The sequence below is a fragment of the Mesorhizobium sp. P2_A12 genome (assembly GCF_056405075.1).
On sequence record NZ_JBFUCU010000007.1, the window covers coordinates 129,006 to 144,548 of the forward strand.

The following is a 15,543-nucleotide window of genomic DNA, read 5'->3' on the forward strand; positions in this document are numbered from 1 at the left end:
TTCCGGCCGATCGCCGGTAGTAGCTCCATAGGACAGGGGATCACGCTTTCTTGCGGCGACGCAGAAGGTGTGAATTCCAAGCCCGTCCTATTTCAGACAATTGGATTGTGGCCCCTTTACGAGCGCTTCAGAACTTCATTCCAATTTTAGGTTTTCATTCTAGGTTGTCTTAATGCCGGCGCATGAAGAGCAGATGTCAGGAGGTACCGCGCTAGGGCGTGTGCTTTCGCGCGCCCTGCTTTTGGTCATGATCTGCTCAACCGCGCTTGTCGCCGAGGCCGGAAATGCTGCTGCTTTCGAGCTTTTCGGCATCAAGCTGTGGGGATCGTCGGAAGACGAGGACGCCGACATCGTCGACCCCCTGCGCTATGCCGTCACCATTTCCGCGCCCGATGCCGACAAGGATCTCCTCAAGAAGCTCGAAAATGCCTCGGCCCTGAAAGGCGACGAGGAGCGCCCGGTTTCCGGCTCGCTCGGGCTGATGGCCAAGGCGCGTAGCGACCGTGAGCAGTTGGTCGCGGCGCTCTATGCCGATGCCCGCTATGAAGGCGTCGTCACCATCACCATCGACGGCAAGCCGCTCGACGATTTGCCGCCTGATGCCGAATTCAAGGGCCCGCAACCGGTACCGGTGGCCATCGATATCGTCAGCGGGCCGAAATTCACTCTCGGCAATGTCCGGTTGGAGGGTGACGCGGCGGGGCTGATGAGCGCCGATTATGGCCTGATCGCCGGCGGCGACGCCGGATCCGGCGCCGTGCTCAAGGCCGAGGCGCTGATCGTGCGGGCGCTGAAGCAGGAGGGTAGACCGCTGGCCAAGGTGACCGACCGGCAGATCGTCGCCGACCATGCCACCTCGACGCTCGACGTGACGCTGACGGTCGCCGCCGGGCCGGTCGCCGGCTATGGCGACACCACGGTGGAAGGCACCGAGAAGGTTGATCGCGACTTCACCGAATATATGACCGGCCTCAAGCGCGGCCGGCAATACTCGCCCGACGAGATCAGCGATGCGCGCGACCGGTTGCTGGCGCTCGAGGTGTTCAACAGCGTGACGTTCAAGGAAGCCGACAAGCTCGATGCCGACGGCAACATTCCGATCGGCGTCCAGGTCAGCGAGCGCAAGCCACGCTATTTCGGTGTCGGCGGCACCTTCTCCAACACTGAGGGGCTCGGCCTGGAAGGCTATTGGGGTCACCGCAACCTGTTTGGGCGGGCCGAAAAGCTGCGCATCGACGGGGCCATCAGCGGTATCGGCAGCAACGACCTCAGCGAGCTCAACTATAATGCCGGCATCATGTTCGAAAAACCGGGCGTGATCGGGCCGGCGTCAAAGTTCTTCGCCAGGTTCAAGACCGTGCTCGAGCATCCGGACGCCTATGACCATTTCTCGGTCAAAGGCAGCACCGGCCTGTCTTACGAACTCACCAAGAAGCAGACGGTTTCGGCGGAAGTGTCGCTCGACTATTCGCGAATCCACGATGCTTTCGGCAAGCACAAATATCTGATCGCCAGCATTCCGCTGCAGTATGTCTACGATAACCGTGACAACCGGCTGAACCCCACCGGCGGCTTCCGGGTGCTGGCCTATGCCGAACCGAGCTATGACATTCTGAGCGGTGCGGCCTTCCTCAAGCTGAAGGGTGAGGGTTCGGCCTATCAGTCGCTGGATTCGGCTTCGAAGTTCGTGCTGGCCGAGCGTGTCGCCGTCGGCTCGATCGTCGGCACCAGCCTCGAAAATGTACCTGCCGACCGGCGCTTCTATTCCGGCGGCGGCGGTTCGGTGCGCGGCTATGCCTACCAAGGCATCGGTCCCAAGGATTTCACCGGCCAGCCGATCGGCGGTCTGTCCTTCTTCGAGACCTCGGTCGAAATGCGCATCGCGATCACCGACACGATCGGCATCGTGCCGTTTGTCGATGCCGGCACGGTGTCGACCAAATCGGTGCCCAATTTCTCCGACGTCAAGGTCGGCGCCGGTGTCGGCCTGCGCTATGTCACGCCATTCGGGCCGCTGCGCATCGACGCGGCGGTGCCGCTCAATCGCGATCCAGACGATCCGCATTTCGGCATCTATGCCGGCATCGGACAGGCGTTCTGAGCGATGAAGATATTCAGACGCATCCTTCGCATTGTCCTCTACACGCTGCTCATCGCTGTCGCCGGGGCGATCGGCGCGCTGTTGGTGCTGACCAAGACCGAGCGTGGACGCGACAATCTTGCCGGCATCATTTCGCGGCTGGCCTCGAGCGACGACCGCAAGATCACCGTCAGCGGCATCGACGGCATCTGGTCGGGTGCGCTCAGCGTCGACCATGTCGTGCTGGAAGACCGTCAAGGCGCCTGGCTGGTGGCGCGCAAGGTCGCCGTCGACTGGTCGCCGCTGGCTCTGCTGTCGAAAAGCTTCAGTGCCCAGCGCATCGCGGCCGGGCGCATCGAACTGGCGCGTCTGCCAGTCGCCAGTACGCAGCCGGCACAGAGCGGCGGCACGACGACGCTGCCGGTCTCGCTTGACATCAAGCAGATCGACCTTCCCGAAATCGCGCTCGGCCAGGACCTGGCCGGCAGCGGCATCGCCGAACTCGCCGCCAAGGGCATGCTCAAGGCCGACGTCGCGCCGCTGGCGGTCGAGACGACCCTCAACGTCACCCGCCATGACGGCAAGCAAGGCAATGTCGACGCCAAAGTCCATTTCGCGCCAGCCGACAACAAGCTCGACCTCGATCTGAAGGCATCGGAGCCGGCGGGTGGCATCATCGCCAACCTGCTCAATCTGCCTGATGCGCCGCCCGTCGACATCATTGTCTCGGGGACGGGGCCGCTGGCCAACTGGAGCGGCATCGGGACCTTCGTTGTCGACGGCCAGATCGTCACCCAGCTGACCGGGCGCCATCAACTGACCGACAAGGGCAATCACATCGAGGCCAAGGGCGACGGCGATTTCGCGCGCTTCCTGCCGGAGAATTTGAAGACGCTGTTTGCCGGCAAGACCAGCTTCGATGTCGCCGGCACCGCCACATCGGCCGGCGGTGTCAGTGTCGACCGCGCCAGCATCGACAGCGATGCGGTGCACGGCACCGCATCCGGCATCGTCGATCCTGCCGGAGCCAGCGATCTCGCGGTCGAACTCGCCGCCAAGGGCGCGCCTGTGGTGATCAGCGTCGGCAGCAAGGCGCAGCCGATCACGCTGGCAATCAACAACGCCACCGCACGCGCGTTCGGCGACGGCAAGACTCCGATCATCGACATCGGCGCCTCCTTTGTTTCAATCGTCGCCGGCGGCACGCGGCTGGACAATCTGGCGGCGCAGATCCATTCGGACGGCTTCGATATCCAGAATCGCGCCGGGCCGGTCACCGTCAAGCTAGCGGCCGGCGGCCTCAAAACCGACGTGGCGACACTGGCGCCGCTGGTCACCGGCAAGGTCAATGTCGATCTAGCCGGGTCGGTCAGCAAGGACGCCATTGCCATCGACGAGGGCACGTTGCGCTCCGACGCGGTCAACGCCTCGCTGACTGCCACGGTCGCGCTTGCCGACCTGTCGATGCAGCTGAAGATGAATGCCGATGCCGTGGCGACGGCGTTGCCGCCGCAGATCGCCTCGGTGCTCGGCGCACGGGTGAAGTTCTCGGCCGCGGCGACGCGCGATCCGCAGGGATCCTTCGCCGCCAACTCGATCTCATTCACCTCCGGCACGCTCAGCGCCAGCGGCACCGCCAGCGCGCAGGGCACCGACATCCAGGCCGATATCAAGGGCAAGCTGGGCGACGTTTCGGTGCTGTCGCCAATGGTTGGCGTGCCGGTTGCCGGCGGCGTCGATTTCGCGCTGTCGGCAAGCGGCGCCAGGACAGCGCCGGATTTCACGGTCTCCGCCGACAGCGACAGCCTGACGGCTTCGGGCCGCACGGTGAAGAGCATAAAGCTGACGGCAAGCGGCAAGGCCGACATTGCGAGCCCCTCCGCCAATGTCTCGCTGACCGGTTCCGTCAACGACCAGCCGCTCGACATCAAGGCGGCGCTGGTGACCAGCGAAGGCAAGCGTTCGATCAATGGGTTCCTGGTTTCGCTTGGCGACAACAAGGTCTCGGGCGATCTCGCGCTGGATGACAAATTCATGCCCTTGGGCACGCTGACGCTCGCCGCGCCTGCTATCGACCAATTGGCCGCGCTCGCCGGCCAGGCGGTGACGGGCGACATCGACGGCACTATCCGCTTCGCCAGGGATGGCGACGCACCATCGGTCGCGATCGACGCCAAGAGCACGTCGATCGCGCGCGGCGAGGTGACGGCCAAGGCCATCACCGTCAATGCGCTGATCGCCAATTATCTCAAGGCGCCGGCGATTGCCGGTTCGATCAAGGCCGAAAGCGTCACCTCCGGAACCACGGAAATCGGCGGCATCGGCGTCGACCTGAAGCGCGACGGCGACTGGACCAATTTCACCGGCGGCGCCACCGTATCGGGCATTCCGGCGACCGCTGCGGGACGGGTCAAGATCGCGGACGGGACGACTAGCATCGAGATCGCGTCGGGCGAAGCCACGGTTCGCGGTATAAAGGCCGCGATCGCGCAGCCATCGACGTTGAGCATCGCCAATGGCACGACCAGCATCGAAAAACTGGCGCTCGATGTCGGCGGCGGCTCGGTGACGCTGTCCGGCACCGCCGGCCAGGCGCTCGATCTCGCGGCGCATTTCTCGGCATTGCCGGCAGCACTCGCCAATGATTTTTCGCCCGGTCTCGATGCCGTGGGCATCCTCGGCGGTACAGCGCAAGTGACTGGATCGCCATCGGCGCCCGAGGTTCGGTTCAACGCACAACTGGCCGGCGTCGAGACCAGCCAGACCCGCCAGGCCGGGCTCGGGCCGCTCGCCGTCGATGCGGCCGGCAGCTACACCTTGACCGGAGGCGTCGCTCTCGACCATGCGACGCTCTCCGGCGATAAGATTTCCGGCAAGGCGGCGGGCACCCTCAACCCGAATGGTGCCAGCGATTTCGCCCTCGATCTCGCCTCGACGGGACCCAGCCTGCCGCTGACGCTGGGCAGCGCGGAAAGCCCGATCAAGCTCGAACTGCAGGCACTGTCGGTAAAGGCAGTGGGGCAGGGCACGCAGCCGCGGCTCGACATTTCGGCGACACTGCCTTCGGTCGCCACCAAGCTGACCAAGGTGGAAGGCGTCGCTGTCGCCCTGCATTCCGATGCTTTCGATCTGAAGGCGCGGACGGGACAGATCTCCGGCACAGTGTCGGCCGACCAGATCGGCCTCGACAACCCAACCATCGCGCCACTGATCGCCGGCAAGGTCACGGCCAAGGTTGCCGGCAGCCTCGCCAAGGATGCCATCACCATCGACAGCGGCTCGGTGACGAGCGATGCGCTGAACAGCGGCTTTAGCGGCCGGGTATCGCTGGCCGACGGCGCCATCGAGCTCAATTTGAAAGCCGACGCCGCCTCCGCGGCGCTGCCGGCGGCGGTGCGCGGCGTGCTTGCCGAACGCGCGGAACTGAGTGCGGCGCTGAAGCGCGATGCGTCGGGCAATGTCAATGTCGACGGATTGAAGCTCGCCTCCGGTGCACTGACTGCCGAGGGGCAGGCAAGCCTTGCCGACAACAAGGTCGCCGCCGACATCAAGGGCGCGCTAAGCGACATCTCGCTGCTCTCGAAAGACGCCAAGGGCGCTATCGGCTTCGCCTTGAACGCACAGGGCCCCGCGACCGCGCCCGATCTGTCGCTAACGGTCGACAGCGATCGGCTTTTGGTGGCCGCGCGCGAGATCACCGGGCTGAAGCTTACCGCCACCGGCAAGGCCGATGCCGCCAACCCGGCGGCGAATGTACAACTCACCGGCAATGTCGCCGGCCAGCCACTGCAAGGCAGTGCGGTGCTGGCGACGGCGGACGGCAAAAGCGCCATCAACGGCCTGCTGCTGTCGCTCGGCAAGAACAGGATCTCCGGCGATCTGGCGCTGGACGAGAAGTTCGTGCCGGTCGGCACCATCGCGCTCGACCTGCCTGATATCGGCCCACTGGCGGCACTTGCGCTGGAAAAGGCGGAAGGCGACGTCCGCGGCACCATCGCCTTTTCCAAGAACGGCACCGCCCCGCAAGTCGCGATCAAGGCGGCGACGGCGTCGATCTCGCGCGGCGATTTGCAGGCAAGGGCCGTTTCCGTCGATGCGCTCATCGCCAACTATCTCGCGGCCCCGGTGATTTCCGGAAAGATACGGGCTGACACCGTCACCTCTGGCGGCACCGTGATCAGCGGCATCAATGTGGATTTGAAGCGCGATGGCGACTGGACCGGCTTTTCCGGCGGCGCCACCGTCAAAGGCATCCCGGCGCAGGCTGCTGGCCGCGTGAAAGTGGCCAACGGCACGACCACCATCGAGCTTGCTTCCGGCCAGGCCACGGTCAAGGGCATTAAGGCGGCCATAGCCCAGGCCTCGACCGTCAGCATTGCCAATGGCACGACGACGCTGGACCGGCTGGTGCTCAACCTGGGTGGCGGTACGGCGACGGTGACCGGCAAGGTCGGCACAGCGCTCGACATCAACGCGACGCTGGCGCGAGTGCCGATGTCACTTGCCAACAGTTTCTCGCCGGGCCTCGATGCCGCCGGTTCGATCTCGGGCACAGCGAAGGTGACGGGTGCGCCGGCGAGCCCCGCTGTTGCCTTCAACATCGACGCGACCGGCGTGCAGACGTCGCAGACCCGGGGTGCGGGTGTCGGTGCGGTGAGTGTTTCTTCGTCCGGTACCTTCGCCGCTAACAAGCTGACCTTCAACGCCAATGTCAGCGATGGAGCCGGCCTTGGCCTCAAGGGCGGCGGCACCGTGATAACGGCAGGCACCCCGGCGCTGGTGCTCGATTTCAATGGCGCCGTGCCGTTCGGGCTCATCAGCCAGAAGCTTGCCGCGCAGGGGCTGTCCCTGTCTGGAACGGCCAATGTCAACGTGCAGGTTCGCGGTCCAGCGACATCGCCTGTCATCGGCGGCTCGGTCAGCACTTCCGGCGCGCGGCTCGTCGACGCGCGCTCGGGCCTCGCTGTCAACGATATCGCCGCCGACGTATCGATCGCCGGCGGCGTCGCCAGGATCAACCGGCTGACCGGCACGCTGTCGACGCGCGGCAGCCTGTCGGCCAGCGGCACGGTCGGCATCAATCCGGAGCAGGGCTTTCCAGCCGATCTGTCGATTAAGCTGGTCGACGGCCGTTATACGGACGGCCGCGTGGTGACGGCCAATCTCGGCGGCGACCTGACGATCAAGGGGCCGCTGACCTCCGCACCGGTGATTGCCGGCACCATCAATCTCGCCAAGACGGTGATCACGGTTCCAGACAGGCTGCCAGGTTCGCTTTCGGCACTCGACGTCAAGCACAAGAATGCGCCGGGTGCCGTGCGGGCGCAGGACAAGGCGCTGCGCCCGCCGACGACCAGTGGCGGTGGCGGCGGCAGCGGCCTCGTCCTCGACGTCACGGTCAACGCGCCGAACCAGATCTTCATCCAGGGCAGGGGCGTCGATGCCGAACTCGGCGGCTCGCTCCGGCTGACCGGCCCGGCATCGTCGCCGCAAGCGGTCGGCACCTTCACCCTGCAGCGCGGGCGGCTGTCGATCCTCGGCAAGCGGCTGACCTTCACCGAAGGCACGGTCGGCTTCTCCGGTTCGCTGGTGCCTTATCTCAATTTGACGGCGACAACGACGACGACCAGCACCACCGTCACCATCGTGGTGTCGGGTGAGGCGACCAATCCGAAATTCACCTTCTCCTCGGTGCCGGCGCTGCCAGAGGACGAGGTGCTGGCGCAGCTGATCTTCGGGCGCTCGATGTCGAACTTGTCGCCGCTGCAGATCGCCCAGCTCGCCGAAGCGGCCGGGCAACTGGCCGGGGTCGGTGGCTCGACGTCGCTGCTTGAAAACCTGCGCAGCGCAATCGGCGTCGACGATCTCGACGTCACCACCGACGAGAAGGGCGGTACAGCGGTTTCGGCGGGCAAGTATCTGAACGACCGCACCTATGTGACGATCCAGAAAGGTGACAAGCCGGGTTCCGGCAAGGCAACCATCGACCTCAATGTCGGGCGCGGCGTCAAACTGCGCGGCGAGGCCAATGATGCCGGCGAAGCCAAGGGCGGCATCTTCTACGAGAAGGAATATTGAGATTTCGGCGGGGCTTTTGGCCCCATGGTGGCCCCAGGCTGGCGCTGTCCGGCCTTCAGTAAATGTCTCAGTTTATTCGACTATCGAGATTCCAGAGGAATCCGTCGGGCAGTAGCAATTTTGCGCCAAGACTGTCGTTATCACGCGAACCGCTCGCTTTCCAAAGTTGCACATTCGCTAACATGTTCCAATCCATACCGGCTTTGACATCATGGCCTGGATGCGGAATGTTAAAAGGCGGAAAGCCAACAATGGGAGTTAAGTCATGACAATTTATAAGAGCAACGGCGATCGCGTTCCCGATCACATCCTGGCCATGGCCGAAGACGCCAAGGCAGGCAAAGTGGATCGTCGCGAATTCCTGGCCATGGCCAGCGTGTTCGGCGCGTCGACGGCAATGGCTTACGGCTTGCTCGGCCTCGCCGACCCGACGCCGGCGAAGGCCGAAGAGGTAAAAGGCAAGAAGGGCGGCACGCTGAAGATCGCCCAGTGGATCAAGGATCCGAAGGACCCGCGCAAGGCCGATTGGTCGGAAATCGCCAATGCCGAGCGCCAGGCGCTCGAGCCACTGGTCAAGTACACATCCGAATACACGTTCCGCCCCTATCTGCTGGAAAGCTGGGACGTGAACGACGACGCCACGCAGTACACTCTGCATGTGCGCAAGGGCGTCACCTGGTCGAATGGCGACCCCTTCACCGCCGATGACGTCATCTTCAACCTCAAGCGCTGGGCCGACAAGAAAGCCGAAGGCAATTCCATGCCCGGCCGTCTCGGTTCGCTGGTCAAGGACGACAAGCTCGACGAAAGCGCCGTCTCCAAGTCAGACGATCACACGGTCGTGCTGAAGCTCGCCAAGCCTGACATCGCGCTGATCCCGAACATGTGCGACTATCCCGGTCTCATCGTTCACAAGAGCTTCGATGAGAAGGGCGGCGATTTCAAATCCTGCCCGATCGGCACCGGCCCGTTCGAACTCGTCTCCTATGATGTCGGCCAGAAAGTGGTCTACAAGCGCCGCACCGACGACAAGTGGTGGGACGGCGAAGTGTTCCTCGACGGCCTGGAATTCATCGACTACGGCACCGATCCGGCAGCCATGGTCAGCGCTTTCGAAGCCGGCGAAGTCCACACCAACTTCGAGACCTCGGCCGACTATGTGTCGATCCTCGACGGCATGGACCTGGTCAAGTCGGAAATCGTCACGGCGTCGACCATCGTTTGCCGCACCAATGTCAACAACAAGCCCTATGGCGATCAGAAGGTGCGCAACGCGTTGCAGCTTGCGGTCGACAACAATGTCGTTCTTCAGCTCGGCTACGGCAATGCCGGCACCGTTGCCGAAAACCACCATGTCTGCCAGATTCACCCGGAATATTACGAGCTTGCGAAGGTCGCCCGCGATCCGGCCAAGGCAAAGGCGTTGATGGCGGAGGCAGGCCAGGCCGACTTCGAGCACGAGCTGATCACCGTCGACGAGGACTGGCACAAGAACACCGGCGATGCGATCGCCGCCCAGATGCGCGATGCCGGCCTCAAGGTGAAGCGCACCGTGTTGCCGGGCTCGACGTTCTGGAACGATTGGACCAAGTATCCGCTGTCGATGACCAACTGGAACATGCGGCCGCTTGGCGTCCAGGTGCTTGCCATCGGCTATCGCACAGGCGAGGCCTGGAACGAGACTGCCTGGTCGAACCCCGACTGGGACGCCAAGCTCAATGCAGCGCTCGCCGTTGCCGACGCCGCCAAGCGCAAGGAAATGATGAAGGACATCGAGCAGATCCTGCAGGATTCCGGCATCTTGATCCAGCCATACTGGCGCAAGCTCTACAGCCACTCGGTCAAGGCGGTGCAGAACTACAAGATGCATCCGACCTTCGAACGCGACTACGGCAAGGTCTGGCTCGACCAGGCCTGATCGCACGGATCGGGAAAGGGGCGTCAGTCCCTTTCCCCTGCTCTTTGCATCATCGGTGCCTGTTGGTCCGCGCTTCTCAAAAAATGTTGCGGACTCCCAGGCAAGGTCATGCAACAAAAACAGGTTGATCGCATCCGAAGGCCTGCCTGACAGCCAGCCCCGCCGGTCACGGCAGGGTTGGCTTTCATAGCCGGCTCAAACCCCAACCCATCGGCAGGGGACCGCCATGCTTTCTTTCGTTATCAGGCGTCTTGGCACCATGGCATTGACGATGCTGTGCCTGACCATGATCGTCTTCTTCCTGATCAACCTTGAACCCAATCTGAAGAAGCTGGCGATCAGCCAGACCGAAATGCATACATCTGCCGAGCAGCTCGAGAGTTGGCTGGTCAACCATGGCTATCGGCAGAACTTCTTCGTCCGCTATGGACAGTGGCTGGGCGTCGTGCCCAAGCAGCCGGTGACCGACCCGGCGACCGGCAAGCCAGCGCAGCGTTTCTCCTTCTGCAACGATCCGGTCGTGCCGACCTTCGCTGGCGTTCTCGAGGGCGATTTCGGCTGCTCTACCAAGTTCAAGGCTAGCGTCGCCTCGAAACTGTTTCCCGCCCTTGGCGCGACCGGCACCCTGATGCTCTGCGTGCTGGCGGTGATGGTGCCGATCTCGCTGCTGATCGGCATTCTGGCTGGCATGCGCGAGGGGTCGCGAACCGACCGCGTGCTATCGGTGGCCTCGATCGCCTCGACGGCGACACCCGAATATGTGTCGGGCGTCATCTTCACCGTCATCTTCGCCTCATGGCTTGGCTGGCTGAACGGCTCGGCGGCTTCGGCCAGCCAGGGCATAACCTTCTACAATTTCACTTTGCCGGTGATGACGCTGGCGATCTACGGCATCGGCTACATCGCCCGCATGACGCGGGCTTCGATGGTCGAGGTGATGACGCAGCAATATATCCGGACCGCCCGATTGAAGGGCCTCTCCTTCGGCAGCGTGGTGGTCAAACATGCGTTGCGCAACGCTCTGATCGCGCCGTTCACCGTCATCATGCTGCAGTTTCCCTGGCTGCTCACCGGCGTCGTCATCGTCGAGGTGATGTTCCGCTATCAGGGCTTCGGCTACACGCTGGTCGAGGCGGCCGGCAACAACGACATCGACCTGCTGCTCGGCTGCTCGCTGGTTTCGGTGTTCATCGTCTTGATCACGCAGCTCATTTCCGATGTCGGCTACGCGTTTCTCAACCCGCGTATTAGAGTTCAGTAGGGAGCGAAGCGGATGCCGGTCCAATACATCAGTGCCTTCACCGTCGTTCTCGAAGTGCTGTCGCGCTTCTGGCCGGTCTGGATCGCGCTTCTCATCGTCATGGGAGCGAGCTTCGCCTACAAGAAGAAGCTGGCGCTCTACGGCCAGCTGTTCGACAGCGGCGTCGGCATCGTAGGCGTCGGCATCTGCCTGTTCTGGCTGTTCACGGCGATCTTCGCCGCAACCATCTCGCCTTTCGATCCACTGGCCCAGGTCCCCATCATGAAGGACGTGCTGCCCGGGGCCATCGAGCCACAATCGGGGCTGACCTATCTGTTCGGCGGCGACAAGCTGGCGCGCGACGTGTTTTCGCGCATGGTCTACGGCAGCCAGATCGTGCTGATCATCGCGCCAGCCGCGACGGGCTTCGCGCTGATGGTCGGCATCACGCTCGGCCTGCCAGCCGGCTATTATGGCGGCAAGATCGACACTGTGCTGTCGTTCCTGGCCAATCTGGTGCTGGCCTTCCCGGTGATCCTGCTGTTCTACCTGCTCGTGACGCCGGGCATCATGGACACGCCTATCCCCTATGCGATGGCCGGGGTGTTCTTCCTGTTTCCGATCATCTTCTTCAGCGTGCTGTTCTGGACGCGCTACAAGAACCGGCCCGACCGGCTCTACATCCTGCTCGGCATCACCTTGATCGTCGGCGGCTGGATCTATGCCGGCCTGGTGTTCGACGCCGATCCGCTGAAGATCGTGCACATCGACCCCAACCAGCTCAACATCTTCGTGGCGGTGGTGTTCGCCTCCAGCCCGGGCGTGTTCCGCATCGTGCGCGGCCTGGTGATGGACATCAAGACGCGCGACTATGTGGCGGCGGCGCAGACGCGCGGTGAATCGCCCTGGTACATCATGCTCTGGGAGATTCTGCCCAATGCGCGCGGGCCGCTGATCGTCGATGCCTGCCTGCGCATCGGCTACACCACCATCCTGCTCGGCACGCTCGGTTATTTCGGCCTTGGCCTGGCGCCGGAAAGCCCGGACTGGGGTACCGCGATCAAGGACGCCAGCCGGCTGCTGCGCTCCTTCATCCATCCGGCGCTACCGCCGACGATCGCACTGATGTCGTTCGTGCTGGGCCTCAATTTGCTCGCCGATTCGCTGCGCGAACAATCGATGAAAGACTGATGGACGGATCTTCAACCCCAAGAGCGAAGAGCCGGCCTGAAACAAGGATTGGAGCGACCCATGAATGAGGCAGTTCGAAATCCCGCTAAGCCGGCCAATGGGCCGATCATCGAGATCGAGAACCTGTCGATCTCCTTCTTCACCCGCAAGGGCGAAATCCCGGCGGTCATGGATTTTTCCTGCACCGTCATGCCGGGCGAGGCGATGGGCATCGTCGGCGAATCCGGCTGCGGCAAGTCGACCGTGTCGCTCGGCATCATGCGCGACCTCTCCAACATCGGGAAGATCGTCGGCGGCAAGATCAAGTTCCAGGGCAAGGACATGGGCGAGCTGTCCGACGAGGAGCTGCGCGCCATCCGCGGCAACAAGATCGCCATGATCTACCAGGAGCCGATGGCGAGCCTCAATCCGGCGATGAAGGTCGGCCAGCAGCTGATGGAAGTGCCGCTGATCCACGACAAGGTGTCGAAGGAAGAGGCTTACAAACGGGCGCTCGAAATGGTGCGCTCGGTCAAGCTGCCCGACCCCGAGCGCATGATGCGCTCCTATCCGCACCAGCTTTCCGGCGGCCAGCAGCAGCGCATCGTCATCGCCATGGCGCTGCTGTCGAAGCCGGCACTGCTTTTGCTCGATGAGCCGACGACGGCGCTCGACGTGACGGTGGAGGCGGGCATCGTCGATCTGGTCAAGGGGCTGGGCGAGAAGTTCGGCACCTCGATGATCTTCGTGTCGCACAATCTCGGCCTGATTCTCGAGACTTGCGACCGCATCACGGTGATGTATTCGGGTGAGGCCGTGGAGACCGGCAAGATCAAGGACGTGTTCGACCGCATGCGACATCCCTACACGCAAGGGCTGTTCCGCTCGATCCCGCTGCCCGGCGCCGACAAGAACTCGCGGCCACTGATCTCCATTCCAGGGCAATTGCCGCTGCCGCATGAGCGGCCCAAGGGCTGCAATTTCGGCCCGCGCTGCCACCATTTCGTCGAGGGCGTCTGCAACGCCGCCGAAATCCCGATGATCGAGGTCGCGGGCCACGAAGGCCATTTCTCTCGCTGCGTGCGTTTCAACGAGATTGACTGGGAGGCGCTGCCGCCCGGCGCCAAGAAGGTCAATGAGCGCGTCGTGCCCGGCGCGCCGGTGCTCAAGATCGAGGATCTGAGAAAATACTACAAGGTCGGTGGCAGCGAGGTGTTCGGCTCGAGCGAGGGCCGAGTCGTCAAGGCCAACGAGACGATCTCGTTCATGGCGCGTGAATCCGAGACGGTCGCCATCGTCGGCGAATCCGGCTGCGGAAAGTCGACATTGGCCAAGGTGCTGCTTGGGCTGGAGACGGCAAGTGCCGGCACGGTGACGCTGGGCAACAAGGAAATCCAGTCGACCGGCATCGAGAACCGTAGTGTCGAAACCGTGTCGTCGATCCAGATGGTGTTCCAGAACCCGTTCGACACGCTCAATCCAAGCCACTCGGTCGGTTCGCAGATCATCCGTACGCTGGAGAAGTTCAATGTCGGCAAGACGGTTGCCGACCGCCGCAAGCGGATGCTGGAACTGCTCGACCTGGTGAAGCTGCCGCGGGCGTTCGAGACCCGCAAGCCGCGCCAGCTGTCCGGCGGCCAGAAGCAGCGCATCGGCGTGGCGCGCGCCTTTGCCGGCGACGCCAAGGTGGTGGTGGCCGACGAGCCGGTGTCGGCACTCGACGTGTCCGTGCAGGCGGCGGTGACCGAACTCTTGATGGATATCCAGCGCAAGAACAAGACGACGATGCTGTTCATCAGCCATGATCTGTCGGTGGTGCGCTACATCGCCGACCGCGTCGTCGTCATGTACCTCGGCTATATCGTCGAGCAAGGCACGACCGACCAGATCTTCGCGCCGCCCTATCACCCCTACACCGAGGCGCTGCTGTCGGCGATCCCGATCGCTGACACCAGCGTGGTGAAGCGGCACATCGTTCTAGAGGGCGATATCCCATCGGCGATGAACCCGCCGTCAGGCTGTCCGTTCCAGACGCGCTGCGGCTACAAAAAGCTGGTGCCGGACAATCTGTGCGAGACCAAGGTGCCGCCGGTCAGGCATCTCGGCGACGGCCATATGAGCCTGTGTTGGCTGGCCGACGACGTGCTGGCCAAGATGGAGCCGGTGATCAAGTTCGACAAGGAACACGCCGCGCATGAGGGCGTGCCGGAAGATGCGCCGCATGTTTCGGAGGCGCCCACACCCAAGCCTCCACGCGGCAAGAAGCCGAACTGACGGGCGCAGCCGGGGGCAACTCGGCGGCGTGGTCAGTTGCCGCACTGGCTCAGCTGCTGCGCATAGTCCCGCGCCATCTTGTCGGTGGCCCGCGCGTAGCCCTGCACGCCGGCATCGCCGCGGTTGCCGCGGCCATAGGCGGTCCAGCCGAGATAGTAGGCGAGATAGAGATTGTAAGTGTCGTTGCGGGCGACGCCATAGCTGTCCGCTGTCTTGGAGTGATACCAGCCGACGAAATCGACGGCATCGGCGAATTTGGTCCGCCGCGCCGCCCAATTGCCGGTCTCCCTCTGATATTGCGACCAAGTGCCGTCCAATGCCTGCGAGAAGCCGGTGGCCGACGAGACGTGTTTCCACGGAATGAAGCCGAGCAGCTTGGTGCGCGGCGGCCGGGCATTGCTCTTGAAGCCGGATTCCTTGCGCACCGTCGCCATCAGCACGGGAACCGGCACGCCGTATTTCTCCTGCGTGCGCTCGGCGGCCGACTGCCAGTTGTCGAACCAGCCGTCATTCTGGTCGAAGACGGCGCAGACATTGTTGATATGACTGGGCGCCGTCGCGCAGGCCGAAAGCGCCAGCAGCACGCAAACCGCACCAATTTTACTAAAACTCGAACTACGCATTGGAGGAGCAATAGTCCGAAAACATAAAAGGAATCTTGCGCCGTTCGTTAATGCCTCATCAGCGCAGCCGCTCGATGACATCCAGTACTGATAAAGCGACGTATTTGGTCGTTTTTCTTAAAGGGAGATCGCAGAAATGCCGCCGTGGCTAAAATCACGC

Annotated in this window: 7 protein-coding genes; 6 read left to right on the forward strand and 1 reads right to left on the reverse strand. The window is 63.2% G+C overall.

The genetic code is table 11. The features are described from left to right. The first annotated feature begins 172 nt into the window (after window positions 1-172). From AC1DZU_RS17520 to AC1DZU_RS17545, 6 genes are all read left to right on the forward strand, one after another. On the forward strand, window positions 173-2,101 hold the full coding sequence (locus AC1DZU_RS17520) for an autotransporter assembly complex protein TamA (RefSeq protein ID WP_477286732.1): 1,929 nt from the start codon (window positions 173-175) through the stop codon (window positions 2,099-2,101). A 3-nt stretch (window positions 2,102-2,104) separates the two neighbouring features. Then, window positions 2,105-8,158: a translocation/assembly module TamB domain-containing protein gene (locus AC1DZU_RS17525; RefSeq protein WP_477286734.1), complete on the forward strand. Its 6,054-nt coding sequence runs from the start codon at window positions 2,105-2,107 to the stop codon at window positions 8,156-8,158. 265 nt (window positions 8,159-8,423) lie between these two features. Next, window positions 8,424-10,076, forward strand: a complete 1,653-nt coding sequence (locus AC1DZU_RS17530) for an ABC transporter substrate-binding protein (RefSeq protein ID WP_477286736.1) — start codon at window positions 8,424-8,426, stop codon at window positions 10,074-10,076. A 226-nt stretch (window positions 10,077-10,302) separates the two neighbouring features. Then, window positions 10,303-11,337 carry an ABC transporter permease gene (locus AC1DZU_RS17535; RefSeq protein WP_477226940.1) on the forward strand — a complete coding sequence of 345 codons (1,035 nt, stop codon included), beginning with the start codon at window positions 10,303-10,305 and terminating at the stop codon, window positions 11,335-11,337. A 12-nt stretch (window positions 11,338-11,349) separates the two neighbouring features. After that, a complete protein-coding gene (locus AC1DZU_RS17540) occupies window positions 11,350-12,507 on the forward strand; it encodes an ABC transporter permease (protein ID WP_184874997.1) in 1,158 nt (385 codons plus the stop codon). 60 nt (window positions 12,508-12,567) lie between these two features. Beyond that, a complete protein-coding gene (locus AC1DZU_RS17545) occupies window positions 12,568-14,760 on the forward strand; it encodes a dipeptide ABC transporter ATP-binding protein (RefSeq protein WP_477286738.1) in 2,193 nt (730 codons plus the stop codon). A 32-nt stretch (window positions 14,761-14,792) separates the two neighbouring features. On the opposite strand, the gene AC1DZU_RS17550 is transcribed toward AC1DZU_RS17545, so the two are convergent. Further along, complete coding sequence (locus tag AC1DZU_RS17550; RefSeq protein WP_477286740.1) at window positions 14,793-15,383, reverse strand: transglycosylase SLT domain-containing protein; 591 nt, start codon at window positions 15,381-15,383, stop codon at window positions 14,793-14,795. Window positions 15,384-15,543: the final 160 nt, after the last annotated feature.